General features: G+C 66.5%; 20 protein-coding genes, 1 tRNA gene and 1 pseudogene. 14 read left to right on the top strand and 8 right to left on the bottom strand.

The genetic code is table 11. The features are described 5' to 3' along the window. Positions 1-163 precede the first annotated feature (163 nt). Positions 164-1,570 (top strand): serine hydrolase domain-containing protein, encoded by a 1,407-nt coding sequence (locus ACQR1X_RS13885; protein ID WP_434899019.1) that lies wholly within the window; start codon positions 164-166, stop codon positions 1,568-1,570. Between the two features lie 9 nt (positions 1,571-1,579). On the opposite strand, the gene ACQR1X_RS13880 is transcribed toward ACQR1X_RS13885, so the two are convergent. Continuing rightward, on the bottom strand, positions 1,580-2,245 hold the full coding sequence (locus tag ACQR1X_RS13880; RefSeq protein ID WP_316215485.1) for a glutathione S-transferase family protein: 666 nt from the start codon (positions 2,243-2,245) through the stop codon (positions 1,580-1,582). Positions 2,246-2,409: 164 nt separating this feature from the next. Between ACQR1X_RS13880 and ACQR1X_RS13875 the strand changes: the two genes are divergently transcribed. From ACQR1X_RS13875 to panE, 5 genes are all read left to right on the top strand, one after another. Continuing rightward, positions 2,410-2,982 (top strand): DUF2239 family protein, encoded by a 573-nt coding sequence (locus ACQR1X_RS13875; RefSeq protein ID WP_434899018.1) that lies wholly within the window; start codon positions 2,410-2,412, stop codon positions 2,980-2,982. 145 nt (positions 2,983-3,127) lie between these two features. Then, positions 3,128-4,441 carry an MATE family efflux transporter gene (locus ACQR1X_RS13870; protein WP_434899035.1) on the top strand — a complete coding sequence of 438 codons (1,314 nt, stop codon included), beginning with the start codon at positions 3,128-3,130 and terminating at the stop codon, positions 4,439-4,441. A 103-nt stretch (positions 4,442-4,544) separates the two neighbouring features. Continuing rightward, on the top strand, positions 4,545-5,153 hold the full coding sequence (locus ACQR1X_RS13865; protein WP_434899017.1) for a 2-hydroxychromene-2-carboxylate isomerase: 609 nt from the start codon (positions 4,545-4,547) through the stop codon (positions 5,151-5,153). A gap of 112 nt (positions 5,154-5,265) precedes the next feature. Beyond that, positions 5,266-6,003 (top strand): SDR family oxidoreductase, encoded by a 738-nt coding sequence (locus ACQR1X_RS13860; RefSeq protein WP_316180249.1) that lies wholly within the window; start codon positions 5,266-5,268, stop codon positions 6,001-6,003. Positions 6,004-6,117: 114 nt separating this feature from the next. Continuing rightward, positions 6,118-7,041 (top strand): 2-dehydropantoate 2-reductase, encoded by a 924-nt coding sequence (gene panE / locus ACQR1X_RS13855; protein ID WP_316180247.1) that lies wholly within the window; start codon positions 6,118-6,120, stop codon positions 7,039-7,041. A gap of 105 nt (positions 7,042-7,146) precedes the next feature. On the opposite strand, the gene ACQR1X_RS13850 is transcribed toward panE, so the two are convergent. Continuing rightward, complete coding sequence (locus tag ACQR1X_RS13850; protein WP_316180246.1) at positions 7,147-7,731, bottom strand: c-type cytochrome; 585 nt, start codon at positions 7,729-7,731, stop codon at positions 7,147-7,149. Between the two features lie 131 nt (positions 7,732-7,862). Next, positions 7,863-9,140, bottom strand: a complete 1,278-nt coding sequence (locus tag ACQR1X_RS13845; RefSeq protein ID WP_315800769.1) for a PQQ-dependent sugar dehydrogenase — start codon at positions 9,138-9,140, stop codon at positions 7,863-7,865. Positions 9,141-9,541: 401 nt separating this feature from the next. On the opposite strand from ACQR1X_RS13845, the gene ACQR1X_RS13840 reads away from it, so the two are divergent. From ACQR1X_RS13840 to ACQR1X_RS13830, 3 genes are all read left to right on the top strand, one after another. Beyond that, positions 9,542-10,888 carry an amidase gene (locus tag ACQR1X_RS13840; RefSeq protein ID WP_434890052.1) on the top strand — a complete coding sequence of 449 codons (1,347 nt, stop codon included), beginning with the start codon at positions 9,542-9,544 and terminating at the stop codon, positions 10,886-10,888. A gap of 96 nt (positions 10,889-10,984) precedes the next feature. After that, the gene (gene pncB / locus ACQR1X_RS13835) at positions 10,985-12,289 is read left to right on the top strand and encodes a nicotinate phosphoribosyltransferase (RefSeq protein ID WP_434838812.1); all 1,305 of its coding nucleotides are present in this window, start codon (positions 10,985-10,987) and stop codon (positions 12,287-12,289) included. 116 nt (positions 12,290-12,405) lie between these two features. Then, the gene (locus ACQR1X_RS13830) at positions 12,406-13,842 is read left to right on the top strand and encodes a caspase family protein (RefSeq protein ID WP_434899016.1); all 1,437 of its coding nucleotides are present in this window, start codon (positions 12,406-12,408) and stop codon (positions 13,840-13,842) included. Between the two features lie 34 nt (positions 13,843-13,876). Here ACQR1X_RS13830 and ACQR1X_RS13825 read toward each other — a convergent pair. Beyond that, positions 13,877-13,951: transfer RNA gene (locus tag ACQR1X_RS13825), tRNA-Gly, on the bottom strand. 289 nt (positions 13,952-14,240) lie between these two features. Between ACQR1X_RS13825 and trxA the strand changes: the two genes are divergently transcribed. Then, complete coding sequence (gene trxA / locus ACQR1X_RS13820) at positions 14,241-15,161, top strand: thioredoxin (protein WP_434846061.1); 921 nt, start codon at positions 14,241-14,243, stop codon at positions 15,159-15,161. 48 nt (positions 15,162-15,209) lie between these two features. Further along, positions 15,210-15,884 carry an LON peptidase substrate-binding domain-containing protein gene (locus ACQR1X_RS13815; protein ID WP_315715855.1) on the top strand — a complete coding sequence of 225 codons (675 nt, stop codon included), beginning with the start codon at positions 15,210-15,212 and terminating at the stop codon, positions 15,882-15,884. On the opposite strand, the gene ACQR1X_RS13810 is transcribed toward ACQR1X_RS13815, so the two are convergent. The 3 genes from ACQR1X_RS13810 to ACQR1X_RS13800 all read right to left on the bottom strand — a co-directional run bounded on the left by ACQR1X_RS13810 (position 15,885) and on the right by ACQR1X_RS13800 (position 17,723). Beyond that, positions 15,885-16,715 carry an FTR1 family iron permease gene (locus ACQR1X_RS13810; RefSeq protein WP_315800774.1) on the bottom strand — a complete coding sequence of 277 codons (831 nt, stop codon included), beginning with the start codon at positions 16,713-16,715 and terminating at the stop codon, positions 15,885-15,887. An 11-nt stretch (positions 16,716-16,726) separates the two neighbouring features. Then, positions 16,727-17,023, bottom strand: a complete 297-nt coding sequence (locus ACQR1X_RS13805; protein ID WP_315800775.1) for a cupredoxin domain-containing protein — start codon at positions 17,021-17,023, stop codon at positions 16,727-16,729. 349 nt (positions 17,024-17,372) lie between these two features. Further along, entirely contained in the window at positions 17,373-17,723 is a 351-nt protein-coding gene (locus ACQR1X_RS13800) for a hypothetical protein (RefSeq protein WP_315800776.1), read from the bottom strand. 90 nt (positions 17,724-17,813) lie between these two features. Here ACQR1X_RS13800 and ACQR1X_RS13795 point away from each other — a divergent pair, with 90 nt between their 5' ends. From ACQR1X_RS13795 to ACQR1X_RS13785, 3 genes are read left to right on the top strand one after another with little or no spacing between them, the layout of a single operon-like run. Beyond that, a complete protein-coding gene (locus ACQR1X_RS13795) occupies positions 17,814-18,356 on the top strand; it encodes a TetR/AcrR family transcriptional regulator (protein WP_434838809.1) in 543 nt (180 codons plus the stop codon). Positions 18,357-18,412: 56 nt separating this feature from the next. Then, positions 18,413-18,610 (top strand): Trm112 family protein, encoded by a 198-nt coding sequence (locus tag ACQR1X_RS13790; protein WP_434899015.1) that lies wholly within the window; start codon positions 18,413-18,415, stop codon positions 18,608-18,610. 3 nt (positions 18,611-18,613) lie between these two features. Beyond that, positions 18,614-19,543 carry an alpha/beta hydrolase gene (locus ACQR1X_RS13785; protein WP_434846063.1) on the top strand — a complete coding sequence of 310 codons (930 nt, stop codon included), beginning with the start codon at positions 18,614-18,616 and terminating at the stop codon, positions 19,541-19,543. A gap of 58 nt (positions 19,544-19,601) precedes the next feature. Here the strand turns inward: ACQR1X_RS13785 and ACQR1X_RS13780 are convergent. Next, positions 19,602-20,825: pseudogene (locus tag ACQR1X_RS13780) on the bottom strand (ubiquinone biosynthesis hydroxylase); the annotation flags it as partial. Positions 20,826-20,959: the final 134 nt, after the last annotated feature.

Below are 20,959 nucleotides of genomic sequence, written 5' to 3'. Positions count from 1 at the left end.
CCGGTTCCTGGCCGATAGGAGGAGATCGTGGCCCGGATGACGATTTGCCGCCGCCCGGCGGGGCCCTGCACCAGCTTCCCTCCGTTGGCGTGGTGACCGAGGCGCGTTAGAAGCATACCAGGGCGCAGCGAGGCTCGCCCGCGAGACGGCGTCGGACGTTCTGGTGCATTTGCGAAGATTCGTGGTCGGTCTGCTGGTGTTTGCGGCCCTGCTGGTGGCGGGATGGCTCACCTATCGGCCTGACCGGGCGCTGCGCGTCGCGACCACCGTGGTCGCCGAGATGATCTGCGCCAAGACCTACGTCTCCGGCCTCGATCCGCAGACGGTGTTTGCGGAGACCATGGAACGGCCCGGTCTGCGCCGGTTGCGGGCCGTGATGCGCTACCGGGTGGAGCCCGACATGCGCATGGTGGAGGTGTCGCTGCTCGGCCTGCACGCCACCCGGGCCTCGTATCACGACGGTCTCGGTTGCGTGACGCTTCAGGGTCAGAAGCCGCCTTACGTGCCCCACACCGACGTCGCTGCGCTGCGCGCCGCCGCGCCTGCTCCCGCCTTGCCCGACTTCGCCGAAGACGCTGCGGTGGAGCCCAGCGATCCCGCGCTGAAGGCGGCGCTCGATCACGCCTTCGAGGAGCCGGCCAGCCCGCCATTCCGCCGCACCAAGGCGATCGTCGTCGTCAAGGACGGTCGCCTGATCGCGGAACGCTATGCGCCGAACATCGGCGTCGATACCCCGCTCATGGGGTTCTCGATGACCAAGACGGTCACCAATGCGCTGCTGGGCATCCTCACCCGGCAGGGCAGACTGAGCCCGTCGATCCCGGCGCCGGTCGCGGAATGGCGCGAGCCGAGGGATCCGCGCCACGACATCACCATCGAGCAGTTGATGCGCATGACGTCAGGCCTGGCGCTGGACGAAACCAATTCCGGCTTCGATCCGTCGAGCCAGATGGACATCCACCGCGACATGGCGGCGTTCGCGGTGCATGCGCCGCTGATTGCGCCGCCGGGACAGCGCTGGGCCTATTCGAGCGCGAGCACCCAGATCCTGGCGCGCATCATCCGCGACGCCGCCGGCGGTCCCGAGCAGGCGATCGAATTCGCGTGGCGCGAGCTGTTCCACCCGCTCGGCATGCGCAGCGCGACGCTGCAGTTCGACGGCACCGGCACGCTGCAAGGTTACGGCAACATGCTGGCGAGCGCGCGGGACTGGGCGAAGCTGGGGCTGCTCTATCTCGGCGACGGCGTCGCCGGGGACAAGCGTATCCTGCCCGAGGGCTGGGTGGCGATGTCGGCGACCGCGACGCTGGACACCGACTATGGCGCGGGACTGTGGACCAACCGCAGCCAGCACGTTCACGCGCAGGGACGGGCGCGCGCCGGCATTCCGGCGGATGCGTTCTTCGCCTTTGGCCTGCTCGGCCAGCGGCTCGTGATCATGCCGAGCCAGCGCATGGTGGTGGCCAGGCTCGGTGATTCCATCGACCCCGACGGCGACATCAAGGGCGTCGCGCGCCTGGTGCGCGAGGTGATCGCGGCGACGGAAGCCACCGCCGCGCAATCGAAATAGACGCCGGCTTCAGCGGCCGACCTCGTAGGGCCCGCCCTTCTCCAGCGCGATCTTGTAGGCCGGCCGTGCCTCGATGCGGGCGAGGAAATCCATCGCCCGCGGATGGCCCTGCTCCAGACCGCCGCGCGATGCCGCCGCCTGCAGCGGAAAGCTCATCTGGATGTCGGCCGCGGTGAAGGCCTCGCCGGCAAACCACTCGCTCTTCTGCAGCTCGCTTTCCCAGAACGCCATGTGCTGCTTGAGCTGCGGATTGACCAGCGTGGTCAGCGCCTGGTTCGACACCTTGCGCACGATCGGACGGAGCAGCGCCGGCGCACGCTTCGGCATGATGTTGAACAGCAGCTTCAGCAGCAGCAGCGGCATCGCCGAGCCCTCGGCATAATGCAGCCAGTACGAATAGCGCAGCCGCTCCGGCGTCTTCGGCGGCGGGATCAGCCGTCCCTCGCCATAGGTCTCGACGAGATATTCGACGATCGCGCCGGACTCGGCGACCGTGTTGCCGTTGTCGGTGATCACGGGCGACTTGCCGAGCGGATGAATGGCGCGCAGCTCCTTGGGCGCGCGCATGTCGGGCTGGCGCTCGTAGCGGATGATCTCGTAGGGGACGCCGAGCTCCTCGAGCAGCCAGAGCACGCGTTGCGAGCGGGAATTGTTGAGGTGGTGAACGGTCAGCATGGGGTTCCCAGGGACGGATCGGGTGGCGGGCGCCGTTCCGTAGCAGGACGGCACGGGTTCGGCGAGGCGTCCTCGGCACCGGAGCAGGGCCACAATAATTATCCGGGTAATATTGACTTTAATTTCATCCGGGTCTTATTAGGCGCATCAAAGGGGACCAAGCCATGGACACTTTCACCGCATTTGCCGGCCAGACCCGGATCGCCGCCGGGCCCCTGCCCAAGGTGGCGCTGGTGCTGAAACACGCCGCGCCGAACACCGAGCCGATCGTGATCTTCAACGACCGCACCGGGCAACCGATCGACATCGATCTGCGCGGCAGCGACCGGGAGATCCTGGCCCGCCTGCCGGTCGACGCCGGCGTGGTCGCAGACCAGCCGCCGACCGGGCCGCGCGGCCGCGGCCGGCCAAAGCTCGGGGTCGTGGCCCGCGAGGTCACGTTGCTGCCGCAGCACTGGGAATGGCTCAATGCGCAGCCGGGCGGCGCCTCGGTCGCCCTGCGCAAGCTGGTCCACGAAGCCCGCCGCGCCAACGGCGACAGCGACCGCGCCCGCGAGGCGCGCGACGCGGCCTATCATTTCATGTCGGGGATCGGCAGCAACCTGCCACAGTTCGAGGAGGCCTCCCGGGCGCTGTTCGCCGGCGATCTCGGCCGCTTCGCCGGCTTGATCGCGGACTGGCCGGCCGACATCCGCGACCATGCCGTGGCGCTCGCGCATCGCCACAGGGCCGATTGAGATCGGCTGATTTCGACAGTCAGCGAGAGCGGCCGTTCGCTCTCGCCTTCATTCCTCGCAACGCGACCGCGCGTCGAACGACGAGCGGTCGACGGAGAACCATGCCGTGTCGCCGCCAACCGCCTCGCTGCGCAAGCCGTTCCTGATGTTCGTCGTTCCGATGATGCTGAGCAACATCCTGCAATCGCTGTTCGGCACCATCAACAATGTCTATCTCGGCCAGATGATCGGCGTCGACGCGCTCGCCGCCGTCTCGGTGTTCTTCCCGGCGATGTTCTTCTTCGTCTCCTTCGTCATGGGCCTCGGCTCGGGCGCCGGCGTCCTGATCGGACAGGCCTGGGGCGCCGGCGAGCCGGCCAAGGTGAAGCAGATCGCCGGCACGACCCTGAGCATCGCGCTGCTGCTCGGCGGCCTGATCGCGGTGCTGGGCGGCGTGTTCAGCCGCGAATTGCTGACCGCGCTCGCCACGCCCGCCAACATCCTCGATGCCGCCGCGGGCTATGCCCGCATCATGATGATCACGATGCCGCTGACCTTCGCCTACATCCTGCTGTCGTCACAGATGCGCGGCGTCGGCGACACCGTGACGCCGCTGGCCTCGCTCGCCGCATCGACCACGCTCGGCTTGGTGCTGACGCCGGTGTTCATCCGCGGATGGCTCGGCGCGCCCGTGCTCGGCGTCGCCAGCGCGGCCTGGGCCTCGGCGATCTCGACCCTGACGACGCTGGCCTGGCTCCATCTCCATCTGCGCCGGCGCAAGCACCCGCTGGCGATCGACGCGGCTTTCCTGCGCGGCATGCTGCCGGATGCGAAGCTGCTGCGGGCGGTGCTGCGGCTCGGCATTCCCGCCGCGATCGGCATGATCGTGATGTCGCTGGCGGAGATGGTGTTGATCGGACTCGTCAACGGCTTCGGCTCGGACGCGACGGCGGCCTATGGCGCGGTCAACCAGGTGCTCGGCTATGTGCAGTTTCCGGCGCTGTCCATCGCGATCTCGGTCTCGATCTTCGGCGCTCAGGCGATCGGCCGCGGCCAGGCCGGGCAGATCGGCGACATCGTGCGGACCGGCATCGAGATGAATGTCGTGCTGACCGGCGGCCTCGTCGCGATCGGCTATCTGTTCTCACGGGTGCTGATGGGCTTCTTCATCACCGACCCAGCCGTCATCGAGGTGGCGCAGCATTCGCTGCACATCGTGCTGTGGAGCTCGGTGCTGTTCGGCATGTCCATCACGTTCTCGTCGGCGATGCGCGCGTCCGGAACGGTGTGGATGCCGCTGGCGATCTCGGCGTTTGCGATCGCCGCGATCGAGGTGCCGGCTGCCACCTGGCTCAGCCGCAGCATCGGACTCGACGGCGTCTGGCTCGCCTATCCCATCACATTCGCCGCGATGATGCTGCTGCAGATGAGCTATTATCTCGTGGTCTGGCGCAAGCGGACGGTGCACAGGATGATCTGATGCACTCCGATGCCTCCCGGCCGCTGGAATATGATGACCGTCATAAAACCCTGGACGGGGCTGCTGCGCTGGACCACAATGTGAGAAACCGAGGAGACCGCCCATGAGCCGTCCAGCGCCAGAATTCATGTTCGACTTCGGCAGTCCCAACGCCTATCTGAGCCACGAGGCGATCCCGGCGATCGTGCAGCGGATCGGCGTCCAGTTCTACTATGTCCCGGTGCTGCTCGGCGGCATCTTCAAGGCGACCAACAACAAGTCGCCCGCCGAGTCGCTCGCCGGCGTCAGGAACAAGCGTGAGTTCCACGAGGTCGAGACGCAGCGTTTCCTCAAGCGCTACCACGTGCAGCCCTGGGTCTGGAATCCATACTTCCCGGTGAATACGCTGAACCTGATGCGCGCGGCCATCGCCGCCCAGCTCGAAGGCGTGTTCGAGACCTATGTCGACGCGGCGTTCCACCACATGTGGCGCGAGCCGAAGAAGATGGACGATCCCGAGATCGCGATCGCTGCGATCACATCCTCCGGGCTCGACGGGGCCAAGCTGTTCGCGCGCGCCCAGGAGCCCGAGGTCAAGGCGAAGCTCATGGAGAACACGCAAGCCGCCGTCGAGCGCGGCGCATTCGGTTCGCCCACCTTCTTCGTCGGCAACGAGATGTTCTTCGGCAAGGAGCAGTTGCGCGACGTCGAGGAATATATCCTGGGCAAGTGATCGCCATCATCGCGAGCCGACGGGTCCACTCGAAGCACGGCCCGACGGGCTCGCCATAGGCGAGACCCGGGGCTCCTCGCAATGACGCTGAAGTGAGATCGGGAGACAAAGCATGCAACAGCGCAACGCCACCGTCGCGGTCGTCGGGGCCGGCGACTACATCGGCGCCGAGATCGTCAAGAAGTTCGCGTCGGAAGGCTTCACGGTGTTCGCCGGCCGCCGCAATGGCGACAAGCTCGCGCCGCTGGTCGCGGAGGTCGAGGCCGCCGGCGGGCGGATCGTGGCGCGCTCGCTCGATGCCCGCAAGGAGGACGAGACCACCGCCTTCCTCAACGACGCCGACAGGCATGCGCCGCTCGAGGTCGTGATCTTCAACGTCGGCGCCAACGTGAACTTCCCGATCCTCGAGACGACGGACCGGGTGTTCCGCAAGGTCTGGGAGATGGCGTGCTGGGCCGGCTTCGTCACCGGGCGCGAGGCCGCCCGGCTGATGCTGCCCCGCGGCGGCGGCAAGATCTTCTTCACCGGCGCGACCGCGTCGCTGCGCGGCGGCTCCGGCTATGCCGCCTTCGCTTCGGCCAAGTTCGGACTGCGCGCCGTGGCGCAGGCGATGGCGCGCGAACTGATGCCGCAGAACATCCATGTCGCCCATCTCATCATCGATTCCGGCGTCGATACCGCCTGGGTCCGCGAGCGCCGCGCCCAGCTCTGGGGTCAGGAGGCGCTCGACAATCCGGACCTGCTGATGCCGCCGGCGTCGGTCGCCGGTGCCTATTGGCAGCTCTACCAGCAGCCGAAGAGCGCCTGGACCTTCGAAATGGAGATCCGGCCGTTCGGCGAGAAATGGTAGAGGCGAATGGCGAATAGGGAGTAGCGAATAGGGAATGGAGCCTATTCCCATTCGCTGCTCGCCATTCGTCACTCGCTTCTGCATGATGCGGCCCGCTCACAGAGGGATCCACCCATGCGTATTCTCGTCGTCGGCGCCGGTGCCATCGGCGGCTATTTCGGCGGCCGGCTGCTGCAGTCCGGTGCCGATGTCACCTTCCTGGTCCGCCCGCGCCGCGCGGCTGAGCTCGCCAGTGCCGGCCTCGTGATCCGCAGTCCGACCGGTGACGTCACCTTGCCCAATCCGAAGACGGTGCAGGCGGACGGTTTGAAGCAGCACTTCGACGTCGTACTGCTGAGCTGCAAGGCGTTTGATCTCGACGACGCGATCGACTCGTTTGCACCCGCGGTGGGACCTGACACCGCGATCATTCCGATGCTGAACGGCATGAGGCACCTCGACGTGCTCGACGCCAGGTTCGGTCGCGCGCGCGTGCTCGGCGGGCTCTGCGCCATCGCCGCGACCTTGAACGAGAGCCGCGAGGTGGTGCAGCTGCAGCCGATGCAGTCGCTGAGCTTCGGCGAACGCGACGGCGGATCATCGGAGCGCGTCCGCGCGATCTTCGAGATTTTCCAGCGCGGCAATTTCAATGCGTCGGCCAGCGAGAACATCATGCAGGACATGTGGGAGAAGTGGGTTTTCCTGTCCTCGCTCGCGGCGTCGACCACCTTGATGCGCGGGCCGGTCGGCGTGATCCTGACCGCGCCGGGCGGCAAGGATTTCCTGCTCGGCATGCTCGACGAATGCAGCGCCACCGCTGCTGCTGCCGGCTACCCTCCGGCCGGTGCGTTCTTTCAGCGCGTTTCCGGCATGCTCACGGCGGAGGGTTCCCCCATGACCGCCTCGATGTTCCGCGATCTGCGCGCCGGCCTGCCGGTCGAGGCCGATCACGTCATCGGCGATCTCGTCGCCCGCGCCGATGCCGCCAAGGTCCCGGTGCCGCGGCTGCGCATCGCCTATACCCAGCTCAAGGTTTACGAGGCACAGCGGGGGAAGTAGCCTCGATGAGGCGGCAACGATGAGCGAAGTCCCTCGATAGATTCCGCGGTATGGGTCCCGGACCGTCGTCCGGGACGACGGCCTTTGTCTTGGCAACCATCCCGACTACAAATGCGCCAGATAATGCGCCAGCGCCGTGATCTCCTCGTCGCTCAGCGGATAGGCAACATCCGTCATCGCGGCCTGGCTGCCGCCGACGCGCTGTCCGCTCTTGTAGTCGTGCAGCGCCTTGACGAGATATTCCTCGCGCTGGCCGGCGAGCCGCGCCACGCCCTTGGTGCCGGCATAGCTGTCGAGATGGCATGAGGCACAGCGGCGACCGGCGGCGGCTTCGGCGCCCTTCTTCGACAGCTCCGGATTATCGTCGGGCGGTGACTTCGCCGGCTGCAGCGAAGCGAAATAGGCGCCAAGGTTGCGGATGTCCTCGTTGTTCAGCTGATCGATGATCGGCTTCATCGCCTCGTTCTTGCGGGTGCCGGCCCGGAAGAACACCAGCTGCCACTGGATGAACTGGTCCTGCTGGCCGGCCAGCGAAGGAATGTTCTCGGTCTGGGAGATGCCGTTCTCGCCATGGCAGCCGACGCAGAGCTCGGCCTTTGCCTTGCCGGCTTCGACATCAGCCGCCTGCGCGGAGGGGCTCATCAACACCAGCGCCAGCACGCATGCCGCAGCGGCAACTCCATGACGCATGTCAAATCCTCCGAATGCCCGGCTTCGCCTGCGCGGCCGGGATCGCCACGCTCAGATCAACGCGCAGCCCCGAAAATAGTTGGGGCTGCGGCCGCCATAAGGCAGCGCGCAGCCCCGCTTTCACGACGAGATCACTTCTTCTCGTAGCTGATGCGATAGATCGCGCCGGCCCAGTCGTCCGCCACCAGGATCGAACCGTCCTTGGCGAGGATGATGTCGTCGGGACGGCCGAGGTAGCCCTGGTCGCCCTCGATGAAGCCGGAAGCGAACACCTCTTGCTTGGCGTCCTTGCCGTCGGGACCGACGATGACGCGCATGATCCGGGCGCCCTGGTACTTGTGCCGGTTCCAGGAGCCGTGCTCGGCGATCAGGATGTTGTTCTTGTACTCCGCCGGGAACTGGTCGCCGGTATAGAACTTCATGCCCAGGGGCGCGACGTGAGCCCCGAGGTTCAGCACCGGAGGCGTGAACTCCGAGCATTTGTGGCCCATCGCGAATTTCGGATCCGGCAGGTCGCCCTGGTGGCAATAGGGATAGCCGAAATGCTCGCCGAGCTTCGAGATCATGTTGAGTTTGTCGCTCGGCAGATCGTCGCTGACCCAGTCGCGCGCATTCTCCGTGAACCAGTATTTGCCGGTGCGCGGATCGACGTCGCCGCCGACGCTGTTGCGCACGCCGAGCGCATAGATCTCGGCATTGCCGGTGCGCGGATCGACGCGGCGGATCTGCGACACCGATGTCGGCGGAATGCCGATGTTGAAGGGCGGTCCGAAGGGAATATAGAACCAGCCGTCCTTGTCGACCGCGATGTATTTCCAGCCATGCGCCGCATAGGACGGCATGTCGTCATAGACGACCTTGCCCTGGCCGAGATTGTCGAGATTGGCCTCGGCATTCTCATATTTGATCAGCTTGTCGACGGCGATGACGTACAGATTGCCGTCCTGGAAGGCGAGGCCGGTCGGCATGTTCAGGCCCTTGAGGACCGTCTTGACCTCGCGCTTGCCGCCCTTGTCGCTGATCGCATAGACGTTGCCGAGCCCGAACGAGCCGACGAACAGCGTGCCCTTGTCGCCCCAGGCCATCTGCCGCGCGGCAAGCACGCCCGAGGCCCAGACTTCCATCTTGAAGCCGTCGGGCAGCTTCACCTGCTTGACGATCTTGGCGAGCTCGGCATCGGAGGCGCCGGTCGGCGGGCCCGATGGCGGCGCCAACCCCTTCTGCGCCTCGGTCTCGTCGCCGAGGAACCAGTCGTCCGGCGGATGCGTCCAGAATTCCTTGGTGCCCGATTCGTACTTCTTGAGCGGCTTACCCGCGTCGGATTTCTGCTGCGCGCCGGCAATGCTGGTGCCGGCGAGAAGACCGATTGTTGCAAGCGCAAGAATGCTTCGGTGGAAAGCCGATGTCATCGCTTCACTCCCATGAGGCAGCTCGTCTGGCTGCGTCTACTTTTCGGAACGTATCTGAGGACGTCCTTTGGCCGGCCACGTCGAGTGGTCCTGCGCGAAAATGGTAGCACATCCTGAGCGGGTGAGAAGCGGATTGCGGCGAAGTTTGCGCGGCACTCACGAGCCGCCTCTGCACTCAAAGCATGCCAAATGCGCGCTTGATGTGCGCGCTCTTGCAACCCATCGATCGCTTTTGCGCTGACGGCAAGCACGGCCATGCGCTGTATTCATACGCACTGATCGCAGGCGCGACTGGCGGCCGCATCGCCAGTCGCTACTCTGCGGCAGCACGAGCGGGCGCGGGCCGTGCGAGAACCTCCAAGACTCGTGCCGAACAAAACTCGTGCCAAACAGGATGCCCGATGTCGCGACAGTCCGAACTTCAGACGCCGAAGGCCGGTGCAGGTGTTCTCGAGCTGCTGCGCCGGTTCGCCGCCGACCCGGCCGCGGCGGCGGGCTATGGTGAAGAATGTCTGACGAGGACACGAGCGATCGAGCCGCAGTTGAAGGCGTTCGAATATCTGCCGCGCGACGTCACGGCGAAGGCCGGACCGCTGGGCGGAATTCCCGTCGCCATCAAGGACATCATCGCCACCTCGGACATGCCGACCACCAACGGCTCGCAGATCTATCGCGATCACGTCCCGGAGGCGGACGCCTGGGTGGTCGAGCGGCTGCGCAATCTCGGCGCGACGATCTTCGGCAAGACGGTCTCGACCGAGTTCGCGTGGCGTCATCCAGGCCCGACCGTCAACCCATGGAACCCCGAGCACACGCCGGGCGGCTCATCGTCCGGATCAGCCGCGGCGGTTGCGGCGGGCCTGGTGCCGCTGGCGCTGGGCACGCAGACGCTCGGCTCGGTGATCCGGCCGGCGGCGTTCAACGGCGTCGTCGGCTTCAAGCCGAGCTTCGGCGCGATTCCCCGCGTCGGCGTGCATCCGCTCAGCCCGTCGCTCGACCATGTCGGCTTTTTCGCCCGCCGCGTCGACGACGTCGCCTTCGCCCTCTCGCTGCTGGCCGGCAGCAGCGCCGACGATCGCCACGGCCGGCCGCTGCCGGGCTTCACGGTGGATGTTGCGCAGGGCGTCGCGCCGCTCTCCAGGCCGCGGCTCGCGGTGGTACGCTTCGCCAAATGGGAGCGCGCGGAGGCGGACCAGAAGGCGGTGTTCGAGTCGGTCGTCGACACGTTGCGCAGCGCCGGCGCGGCGATCACCGAGATCGAACTGAGAGAGCTCGATACGGCAAACGGGAAGGCGGTCACCACCATCATGCTCAGCGAGGCGACCACGATCTTCTCCGACCTGATCGCGCGCTATCCGGATCGCGTCAGCGCAGTCATGAAGGACCATGTCGAGAGCGGCCGCAGCAAGACCGCCATGGAATATCTCGCCGCCAAGGCGGCCCAGGCCCACCGGCAGAGGGCGCTCGCAACCGAGCTCGACGGGTTCGATGCGGTGCTCACCTTGCCGGCCTTCGGCGAAGCGCCGCGCGGCCTGGATTGGACCGGCGATGCCGAATATTGCGCGCCCTGGACCTTCGTCGGAGCGCCTGCAATCTCCCTGCCGGCGGGGTTCGGCCATGACGGCCTTCCACTCGGCGTGCAGATCACCGGCCCCTATCGCAACGACCTCCACGTGCTCCGCGTCGCGAAATGGGCCGAAGCTGTGCTGGCGTTCGATCCCGGCGTACCGCTGCTGGCGCGCGAATAGCCCTCAAAAAGTGCGAGCGAGGATGCCGCCGCGCCACAAGGTTCACCTGCGACAAGCCCAGTGGCGGGTTTGCGGCCGGCGCTGTAGAACGATCACATGACAGTCACAGACATCGCGAGCAGGACCTATAATCACGGTTGGCGCCTCGATCCGATCGTGCGCAGCCTGCTCGATACCGATTTTTACAAGCTGTTGATGCTGCAGATGATTCGGGAATTCTACCCGAGTCAGCAGGTGACGTTCTCGGTCATCAACCGGACGAAGCGTGTACGCTTGGCAGACGTCATCGACGAAGGCGAGTTGCGCGCCCAGCTCGATCACGCCCGCACCATCCGCTTCTCCAAGAAGGAGCTGATCTGGCTGGCCGGCAACACATTCTACGGCAAGACCCACATGTTCTCGCCGGAGTTCATCGCCTGGCTCGCCAATTTCCGCCTGCCCGAATACGAGCTGCGCAAGTCCGAGGGCCAGTACGAGCTGCATTTCCATGGGCCATGGACGCACACCACGATGTGGGAGATCCCGGCGCTCGCCATCGTCAACGAGCTGCGCTCGCGCCAGGCGATGAAGGGCCAGGGCCGGTTCGCGCTCGACGTACTGTTCGCTCGCGCCAAGGCCAAGCTGTGGGCCAAGGTGGAGCGGCTGCGCAAGCTGGACGGCCTGCGGCTGTCGGATTTCGGCACCCGCCGCCGTCACGGCTTCCTGTGGCAGCGCTGGTGCGTCGAGGCCGTGAAGGAAGGTCTCGGCTCGTCGTTCACCGGCACTTCCAACGTGCTGCTGGCGATGGACAATGATCTCGAAGCCATCGGCACCAACGCGCATGAGCTGCCGATGGTCGCGGCGGCGCTTGCCAAGGACGATGACGAGCTTCGCTTCGCGCCCTATCGCATTCTCGACCAGTGGCGGCAGACCTATGCCGGCAACCTCCTGATCGCGCTGCCCGACGCATTCGGCACCAAGGCCTTCCTGCGCGACGCACCCGATTGGGTCGCCGACTGGACCGGCTTCCGGCCCGACAGCGCGCCGCCGATCCAGGCCGGCGAGGAGATCATCGCCTGGTGGAAATCGAAGGGACGCGATCCCAAGCAGAAGCTCCTGGTGTTCTCCGACGCGATGGACGTCGAATCCATCGAGCAGATCCATCATCGCTTCTCCGACCAGGTGCGGCTGTCGTTCGGCTGGGGCACCAACCTGACCAACGATTTCGTCGGCTGCTCGCCGGACGGCTCGGTCGACCTCGATCCGATCTCGCTGGTCTGCAAGGTGACGTCGGCGGACGGCCATCCCGCCGTGAAGCTGTCCGACAACCCGGAGAAGGCGACCGGCGACCCCACCGAGATCGCGCGTTACCTGCGGGTGTTCGGCGACGCCGGGCGAGTGCGCACGCCGGTGGTCGTCTAGGCGGCCAACACCCGGCGGCAATTTTCTCTTTTCTGCCACGATTCTTGTTCCGGTTTTGTTCGACTTGCGGTATTACCACCGCGAGCGTTCGGATCGGATGGCAGGAGATCGTTGGCATGCGTCGGGTGATCGGCCGAGTTGGGCAGCTGCTGTCTGCAATCATCCTTTGGGTCGGCGCGATCCTGATCACCACGGGGCCGGCTGCCGCTGACAAGCGGGTGGCGTTGGTGATCGGCAACTCCATCCACGAGCGCGCGCCGCTGCTGGACGAGCCGGCGGCGGACGCCCGGCTGATCGCCGACAGCCTGTCGCGGCTGGGCTTCACCCTGAGCGGTGGTGCTGCGCAGATCGACCTCGACCGACGCGGCTTCGATCGCGCGCTGGCCGAGTTCAAGGGCCGGATCGCCGACGCCGACGTCGCGCTGGTCTATTACGCCGGCTACGGACTCAACCTGGGCGGCGCCGATTATCTCGTCCCGGTCGACGCGGCGCCGGCGACGCCCGCGGACCTGACCACCGAGCTGCGCGACCTGACTGGCATTCTGCGCGAGCTGAGCGGATCGAGCTCCCGGCAAAACGTGATCATTCTCGACGCCTTCCGCTCCAATCCGTTCTCCGGGCGCGGCATCGCCGGTCTTGCCGCCGGCCTCGTCCCGGTCGACGTTTCCGCACAGACCGTGATCTCCTTTGCCGCACAGGCCGGGACGGCGGGACAGCGCGGTCCGGACGGTCACGGCGTGTTCGCCGCCGCCCTTGCAGAAGCGCTCCAGCAGCCTGGCCAACGCCTGATCGAGACCTTCAACCAGACCAACGCAGCGGTGGAGCGCGCCACCGACGGAGCGCAGCGCCCGCTCGTGATGTTCACGTCGATCGACGGCAGCGCCCAACTGAGCGCCGCTGCGGCGAAGCCGGCGCAGCCCGCTGGCCTGGGCGCCGGACATAGCAGCGCTCCCCTGCCCAGCCCGACCGCATCCTCCGACGCGCCGGACGCGCGGACGCCCGGACTCGCGGTGCTGTATGACGAGGATCTCTCCAACCCCAACGGCAAGCGGTATTCCGGCTCGGTGACCTGGCGGACCGAGACGGTCAAGAATGCACAATCAGGGCGGCCCACGCCGGTGATCCGTGGCGAGATCGACCTTCCCGAGCGCAAGCTGAAGGTCAGCCTGCAGCTGCGCCGCAACGACGATCCCAGCCTGCCGGCCAGCCATGTCGCCGAGCTCACCTTCAGGCCCGCCGCCGATTTCGTCGGTGGCGGCGTCAGCAACGTGCCGGGAATGCTGATGAAGACGGATGAGAAGTCGCGCGGGACGCCGCTCGCCGGGCTCTCCGTCAAGATCACCGAAGGCTCGTTCCTGGTCGGCTTGTCCAACGTCGAGGCCGATCGCGCACGCAATGAGGAGCTTCTCGCGCGGCGCGAATGGTTCGACATCCCGGTCGTCTATGCGAACCAGCGCCGGGGCATCCTCGCAATCGGCAAAGGTCCAAGTGGGGATCGGATATTTGCCGACGCACTCGCGGCCTGGGACAAATCCCCGGCGACGAAACGATGAGGCATAAAGCGAGAGAGCAACGGAGCGGAATTTTTGGAGCGGGCGAAGGGGTTCGAACCCTCGACCCCGACCTTGGCAAGGTCGTGCTCTACCACTGAGCTACACCCGCATCCGTGACGCCTTGGCGGCGTGGCCGCCAGCGACGGGCAGACCTATGCCAAATGCCGCGGACGAATGCAACAGGTCTGCGACAGGTTTCGTACGCCGGCGACGTTCAAATTTTAGCGGTCGGGACCGGCCGAACCGGGCCAAAACCTGCCCATCACCGGACCGCGATGGGCGCTGATTGAAATTTCCGGCTGGACCGCCACTTAAAGTGAAAGAAAACGTGTATTGAGGCGCGGCGGCGGTCGGTTCCCGGTCGCCGTCCATCGGAATTTTTTCGGACGAGGGACCCCGTGACCATTGTTGAACAGGGCGGCGGAGCGGCGCCGCAGGTGCCGGATCTGATCAAGGACACCACGACGCAGAGCTTCGTGAAGGACGTCATCGAGGAATCGAAGCGGCAGCCGGTCCTCATCGACTTCTGGGCGCCGTGGTGCGGACCGTGCAAGCAGCTGACGCCCATCCTGGAAAAGGCCGTCAAGGCCGCCAAGGGCAAGGTCAAGCTGGTCAAGATGAACATCGACGAGCATCCGGCCATCCCAGGCCAGATGGGCATCCAGTCGATTCCGGCCGTGATCGCGTTCGTCGGCGGACGGCCCGCCGATGGCTTCATGGGTGCCGTGCCCGAGAGCCAGGTCGCCACCTTCATCGAAAAGATCACCAAGGGCGTTCCCGGCGCCGGCGAGCCCGACATCGCCGAGATCCTCAAGGAAGCCGAAGCCGTGCTGGCCGAGGGCGATGCGGCCGGCGCGGCCGAGATCTATGCCGAGGTGCTCGCGGTCGACGCCGCCAACATCCCGGCGATCGCCGGGCTTGCCAAGTGCCAGGTCGAGCTCGGCGCGATCGACGAGGCCAAGCAGACGCTGGCGATGGTCCCGGACTCCAAGCGCAGCGATTCGGCGGTCTCCGCCGTGCAGGCCGCGATCGATCTGGCCGAGCAGGCCCAGTCGCTCGGGCCGGTCGGCGAGCTCGAACAGAAGGTCGCCGCCAATCCGCTCGACCACCAGGCGCGTTTCGACCTGGCGACCGCGCTGAACGCCGCGGGCAAGCGGAAGGAAGCCACCGACCAGTTGCTCGAGATCGTGAAGCGTGACCGCAAATGGAACGAGGACGGCGCGCGCAAGCAGCTCGTGCAGTTCTTCGAAGCCTGGGGCGGCGCCGACGAGGCCACCATCGAGGGCCGCAAGCGGCTGTCGACGATCCTGTTTTCGTAACCCGGCTGGGCGGGACGCGCGCTCGTTCCAGCGGACACGAGGTATCGCATGCCGATCAATGCCGAATATCGCGGTCCCGCCGAGCTGCCGGAGATCGTTCCGGTGTTTCCGTTGGCGGGAGCCTTGCTGCTGCCGCGCGGCCAAATGCCGCTCAACATCTTCGAGCCGCGTTATCTCGCGATGGTCGACGATGCGCTTCGTGACGGCCATCGGCTCATCGGCATGATCCAGCCCGATGTCACGCATTCCTCGAGCGAGGAGCGGCCGGTGCTGTTCAAGGTCGGCTGCGTCGGCCGGATCACGCAGCTCGCCGAGTCCGGCGATGGCCGCTACATCCTCGAGCTCACTGGCGTGTCCCGCTTCAAGGTGGTCGAGGAAATGACGGTGCTCACGCCCTACCGGCAGTGCAAGGTCGATTATTTCCCGTTCGTCGATGATTTCACGGCGCGCAAGGGTGAAGACGCGGTGGACCGCGAGGCGCTGCTCGCGGTGCTCACCGACTTCCTCAAGGCCAACAATCTCAAGGTCGACTGGGCCGGCATCGAAGCGGCGCCGAACGAAGCGCTCGTGAACGCGCTGGCGATGATGTCGCCCTACGGACCGGCGGAGAAGCAGGCGATGCTCGAGGCGCCGGACCTGAAGACCCGCGCCGAAATCCTCATCGCCGTGACCGAGATGGATCTCGCCAAGAAGCGGACCTCGGGCGATCCGCCGCTGCAATGATCATTCGGCGGGAGCCGCACGCGGCGCTGGCGGAGCCGCCGTCAGACGCATCAGCGCGATGGTGGCGACGATCACCCCGATGTAGACTGCAAGCTGCATCGCGGTAGGCTGATCAGTATAGCCGATCAGAGCCTTGAGCGTCCGCCCGGCGACGCCACGCTCGGGCAGAACCGCGCTCGAATCCCACACCACTTGGTCGAATGACGTCAGCCAGTTGGCGCGGGCGAGAAAGAACACCGCCTGCGCGGCCATTCCCGCCGACAACAGGGTGATCAGCACGGTGGTGGTCTTGAACAGCGCGCGCGGCGGGATGCGCATCAGACCGAGATAGGTCGCGAGACAGACGGCGACGCCGAGCAGCAGGCCAAGAACGCCGCCACCGAGCAGCGCCCGCCCGCCGCCGTCGCCGGAGGCCGCCACGCCATAGAGAAACAGCGCGACCTCACTGCCCTCGCGCAACACGGCAATGGCGATCACGGTCGCCAGCGCGACCAGCGGCTTGGCGCCTTCGGCCACCGCCTGGCCCATCGTCCGCAGCTCGTTGCTCATCTCGCGGCCGTGCCGGGCCATCCAGACATTGTGCCAGGTCAGCATGATCACGGCAGCCGACAGGATCCCCGCATTGAACAATTCCTGTCCCATGCCTTCAAAGAGCTGAGTCAGCGTTCCCGCGAACGCCGCGACGATGCATGCGCCGACCAGGCCGGCAAACAGCCCCGCGCCGATCCAGCGCAGGCGATGCGGGACCGCGCTGGTGACGGCAAGCACGATGCCGACGATCAGGCCGGCTTCGAACACTTCGCGGAACACGATGATCAGGGCGGCGAGCATGGGATCTGGACCTATTGGACGTTGACGAAGCCGCGGGCCTTTTCGTTGAAGTCGTTATAGAACTCGTAGCGCCCGGACTTCATCGCGCGGACGTTGAGAACCGCCTCGCTGTTGGCCGCGATCACCTTCTCGACCTTCAGGGTCTCGCTCTCGAACTCGATCGCCTTGCCCTCCATGTTCCTGACGCGGATGGTCAGCGGCGCGTCCGCAGGAACGGTCGGCTCCTTGGGCTCGAATTGACCATTGGCATAGGTGAGGCAGATCTCGTTCGATCCGCCGGCGTGCGCCTGCGCTGCCATCACGAGCATGCCGACGCTTCCACCTACGACGACCAACTTCCGCACCACGTCGACCAACATCGATCCGTCCCCTCTCCTATCCAGACAAGCAAATCGGAGAACGGTTGCGCGCCCCGGATCGATGTCGACACCGGGCACCCGTTCGCGACGACGAACAACTAAGCGGCTCGTCGCCGTGTCTGCAAAGAGACTCCTTCTAAGTTGGAACCATTCTTGGCGAATGTGTCGCGGCAGTGGCCTCGCGGTGAACGGAGTGCGGCCGAACGGCAGTTGAGGCGACGCGGCGGTGACGGAGCGTCACGGTGCCTTCCTCTGGCCGGGTACGTGGCGGCGCTGCGGTCGACCGGAATTCCCCGCATCAGTAGCCGGCGATGGCGAGACCGACCACGCCGGCGAGCATGACCCAGCCGAAATGCCGCCCGCGCGTCGCCAGCGCATTGGCGCCTGCAGCGAAAGCGAACACGACGATGACCGTGGCCACCGTCCAATGCCGCGCCGGCTCCGACGCCATTTGCGGGGCGACGGCGAGCAGCACGCCACAGCCGATCCACGCCACCGTGCCAGTCTGCCAGACCAGCCGCAGCAGGGTTCGCAGCCGCTCCGGCGAGATGGCGGCACGCGCGAAGACCATCGTCTCGCCGAGCACGCCATGGATCACGGCGACGGTGATCGCCAGCAGCCCCGCGCATACCAGCAGCACATCACGCATGGCATACCCTCCATACAGTTCTGTATGGAGGATGCACGACGTCCTGGCGGCCGTCAATACAGTTGTGTATGGTCGTCTCATGGAGACGACATGACCGATCAGCTCTCGGCCGACGATTGGCTGGACCAGGGATTGAAGGTGCTGGCCAGCCAAGGCTTCACCGCGCTGAAGGCGGAACCGCTGGCAAAAGCCCTGGGCGTGTCACGCGGCAGCTTCTACTGGCATTTCGCCGACGTGGCTGCGTTTCACGCCGCCCTCCTCAAGACGTGGCGGGAGATTGCGGCCGAGCAGATCATCACCGGGGTGGAGGCGAGCGCCGGCGACCAGCCGGCGATTGCCGTGCTCCTCCGGCGCACGTTCACGGTCAAGCTCGTTCTGGAGCGCGCCGTGCGCAACTGGGCCGGATCCGACCCCGCCGCGCGCCAGGCGGTGCAGGCCATCGATAGGCGCCGGCTGGGCTATGTCGAGAGCCTGCTTGCAGCCGAGGGACTGACGCCGACGATCGCACACGCACGCGCCCAGGTGCTGTACTGGGCTTTTCTCGGCCATGCGCTGTCGGATCGGCCGTTGCCGGCCCAGCAACTGGACACGGTCATCGACGAACTGATCCGGATCGCCCTGCACAGGCCTTGATGGACGACAAGCAGGCGCGCGATATGCTACAGAGGCGCCCGCCGGAGACCCTTGCCATGAACGCCCCGCTCGAACGCCCCGCCAATTCCGTCGATCCCAAGCTGCTCGAGATCCTGGTCTGTCCGGTGACCAAGGGCCCGCTGGAATACGACGCGGCGAAGCAGGAGCTGGTCTCCCGGTCGGCGAAGCTCGCCTACCCGATCCGCGACGGCATCCCGATCATGCTGCCCGAGGAAGCGCGGAAGATCGACTGACCGATGCGGTCCGTCGTGATCCGCTGCGCGCTCGCTTTGGCGCTGATGGCCCTCGCTTCGGCGGTCTCGGCCGAGGAGAGCGCCGTCCGCATTGGCCCACTCGACGCCGTCTTGACGACGCCAGCGGGTGTCGCGCGCCCGCCGGTGGCGCTGTTGATCGCCGGCTCGGGGTCGACGGACCGGGACGGCAACGGGCCGCAGCTCAAGCCGGCGACCTTGAAGAAGCTCGCCGAGCAGCTCGCCCTCCAGGGCATTGCCAGCCTGCGCTACGACAAGCGCGGCGCGCGCGGCTGGAAGGCGGAATTCGGCAAGCCTGAGGACTTCCGCTTCAAGGACTATGTCGACGACGCCGCTTCGCTGGTCGACTTCCTGCGCGGCAAGTTCGCCCGCATCGTTCTCGTCGGCCACAGCGAGGGCGGCCTGGTCGCCATCCTCACCGCCCGCCGCACCCCGGTCGACCGCCTCGTGCTGCTCACGACGTCGGCGCGGCGGCAGGGCGATCTGCTCAAGGCGCAGCTCGAGAAGAAGCTGCCGGCGGCGAAGATGGAGCCGGTCGCCAAGGCGATCGACGCCATAATGGCCGGGCAGGTCGTGGACCCGCCACCGCCCGAGCTGCCGGTCGCGCCGAGCATGCAGCCCAGCATCGGCTCCGCCTTCGCAGAGGACCCGATCGATCCGCTGAAGCAGCTCACGATCCCGATCCTGATCGTCGGCGGCGCCCGCGATCACCAGATCGCACGCCTCGACATGGTCGCGCTCGCCGCCGCCGCACCGGCCGCCAAGTCGCTGTGGCTGCCGGACATGAACCACGTCCTGGTCGACGTCGCCAATGAGGACGAGAACCTCGCCTCCTACAACGACACGGAGCGTCCGCTCGACCCCGACATGGTCGAAGCCGTCGCCGGTTTCATCACGGCCGCAGGCCCGCGCTAGCTCTTTGTTTGAGCATGATCTTTTCGGAAAACCGGTCCCCACTTTTCCGGATCATGCTTTATAACGCTTCCCCCTTCAACAGCCGCGGCATCTCCCCGGTGAGGCCCGCGGCCTGCTTGATGAACAACTCCTTCAGCGGCGGCGCGCGATCGACGATCCCAAGGCCGATGTCGCGCACGGCGCGCAGCAAGGTCGACTTGTTCGAGAACAGGAAGTTCAGCGAGTTGGTGGCGACGCCCATCGCCATCGTGTCGAAGCGGCGCCAGCGCTGGTAGCGCTCGAGCACATCGACCTGCCCCGGATCGATCCCCATGCGCGCAGCATCGACCACGACCTCGGCCAGCGCGGCGACGTCCTTCAGCCCCATGTTGAGGCCCTGCCCCGCGATCGGATGGATCACATGGGCGGCGTCGCCGACCAGCGCCAGCCGCGGCGCGATGAAGGAGCGGGCAACGAAATAGGACAGCGGAAACGCCCGGGGCTGGTCGAGCACCTTGAGCTCGCCGAGATGCAGGCCGGCGCGCTTCTCCAGCTCGGCGTGGAATTCGTCCGCGCTCAGCTCCACGAGGCGCTTCGCTTCCTTGCGCCGCTCGGTCCACACCAGCGAGGAGCGCTTGCCGGTCAGCGGCAGGATCGCGAATGGGCCGGGCGGCAGGAAATGCTCTTCGGCGCGGCCGCCATGGTCGCGCTCGTGACCGATGGTGACGACGATGCCGGACTGATCATAGTCCCAGCCATGGGTCTGGATGCCCGCGCGCTCGCGCAGCTTCGAACGCGCGCCGTCGGCGGCAACCAGCAGGCTGGCTTCGCAGCGGCTGCCATCGCCCAGGGTCACTGCAACGCTGTCGCCGCGCGTCTCAAAACCGGTCACCGGCATCGCCTTGAGCTCGACGCCCGCCGCCTCCGCATGCTTGACCAGCGCGTCGATCAGGTGCCGGTTCTCGACCATGTGCGCGAACGGCTCGCCGGCCTCGACCTGGCCCGCAAAGGTCAGGAACGACGGCCGCGTCGCATCCTCGAGCTTGGAATCGGTGATGACCATGTCGAGGATCGGCTGCGCCTGCGGCGCCACGTCCGCCCAGACGCCGATCGCGTCGAACAGCTTGCGGCAGGCCGCGACGATGGCGCTGGCGCGTGGATCGCGGCTTGGCCGGTTGGCGAGCGCCGGATCGGCCACGATGACGGGCACCTCGGGGCCGAGCCCCTGCCGGAGCGCCAGCGCAAGCGCCAGGCCGGCAAAGGCGCCGCCACAAATGACAATGCTTCGCTGTGTCGTCATGGCACCCTGCTCACGGTTACTCTTGCGGGGCGATTATAGCTGGGCGAAACAGGGGCGTGAACCAAGGGCTGCCACCCCAGGCCGTCATTTCCGGATGCCTGATCCCGCCCGAACGGGGCCGGAGCGGACGGCCGAGC

This window comes from Bradyrhizobium sp. HKCCYLRH3073, assembly GCF_051167995.1.
Lineage (GTDB): Bacteria > Pseudomonadota > Alphaproteobacteria > Rhizobiales > Xanthobacteraceae > Bradyrhizobium.
Note: the sequence above shows the minus strand (reverse complement) of the source record. Positions and strands in the feature narration are given on the sequence as shown.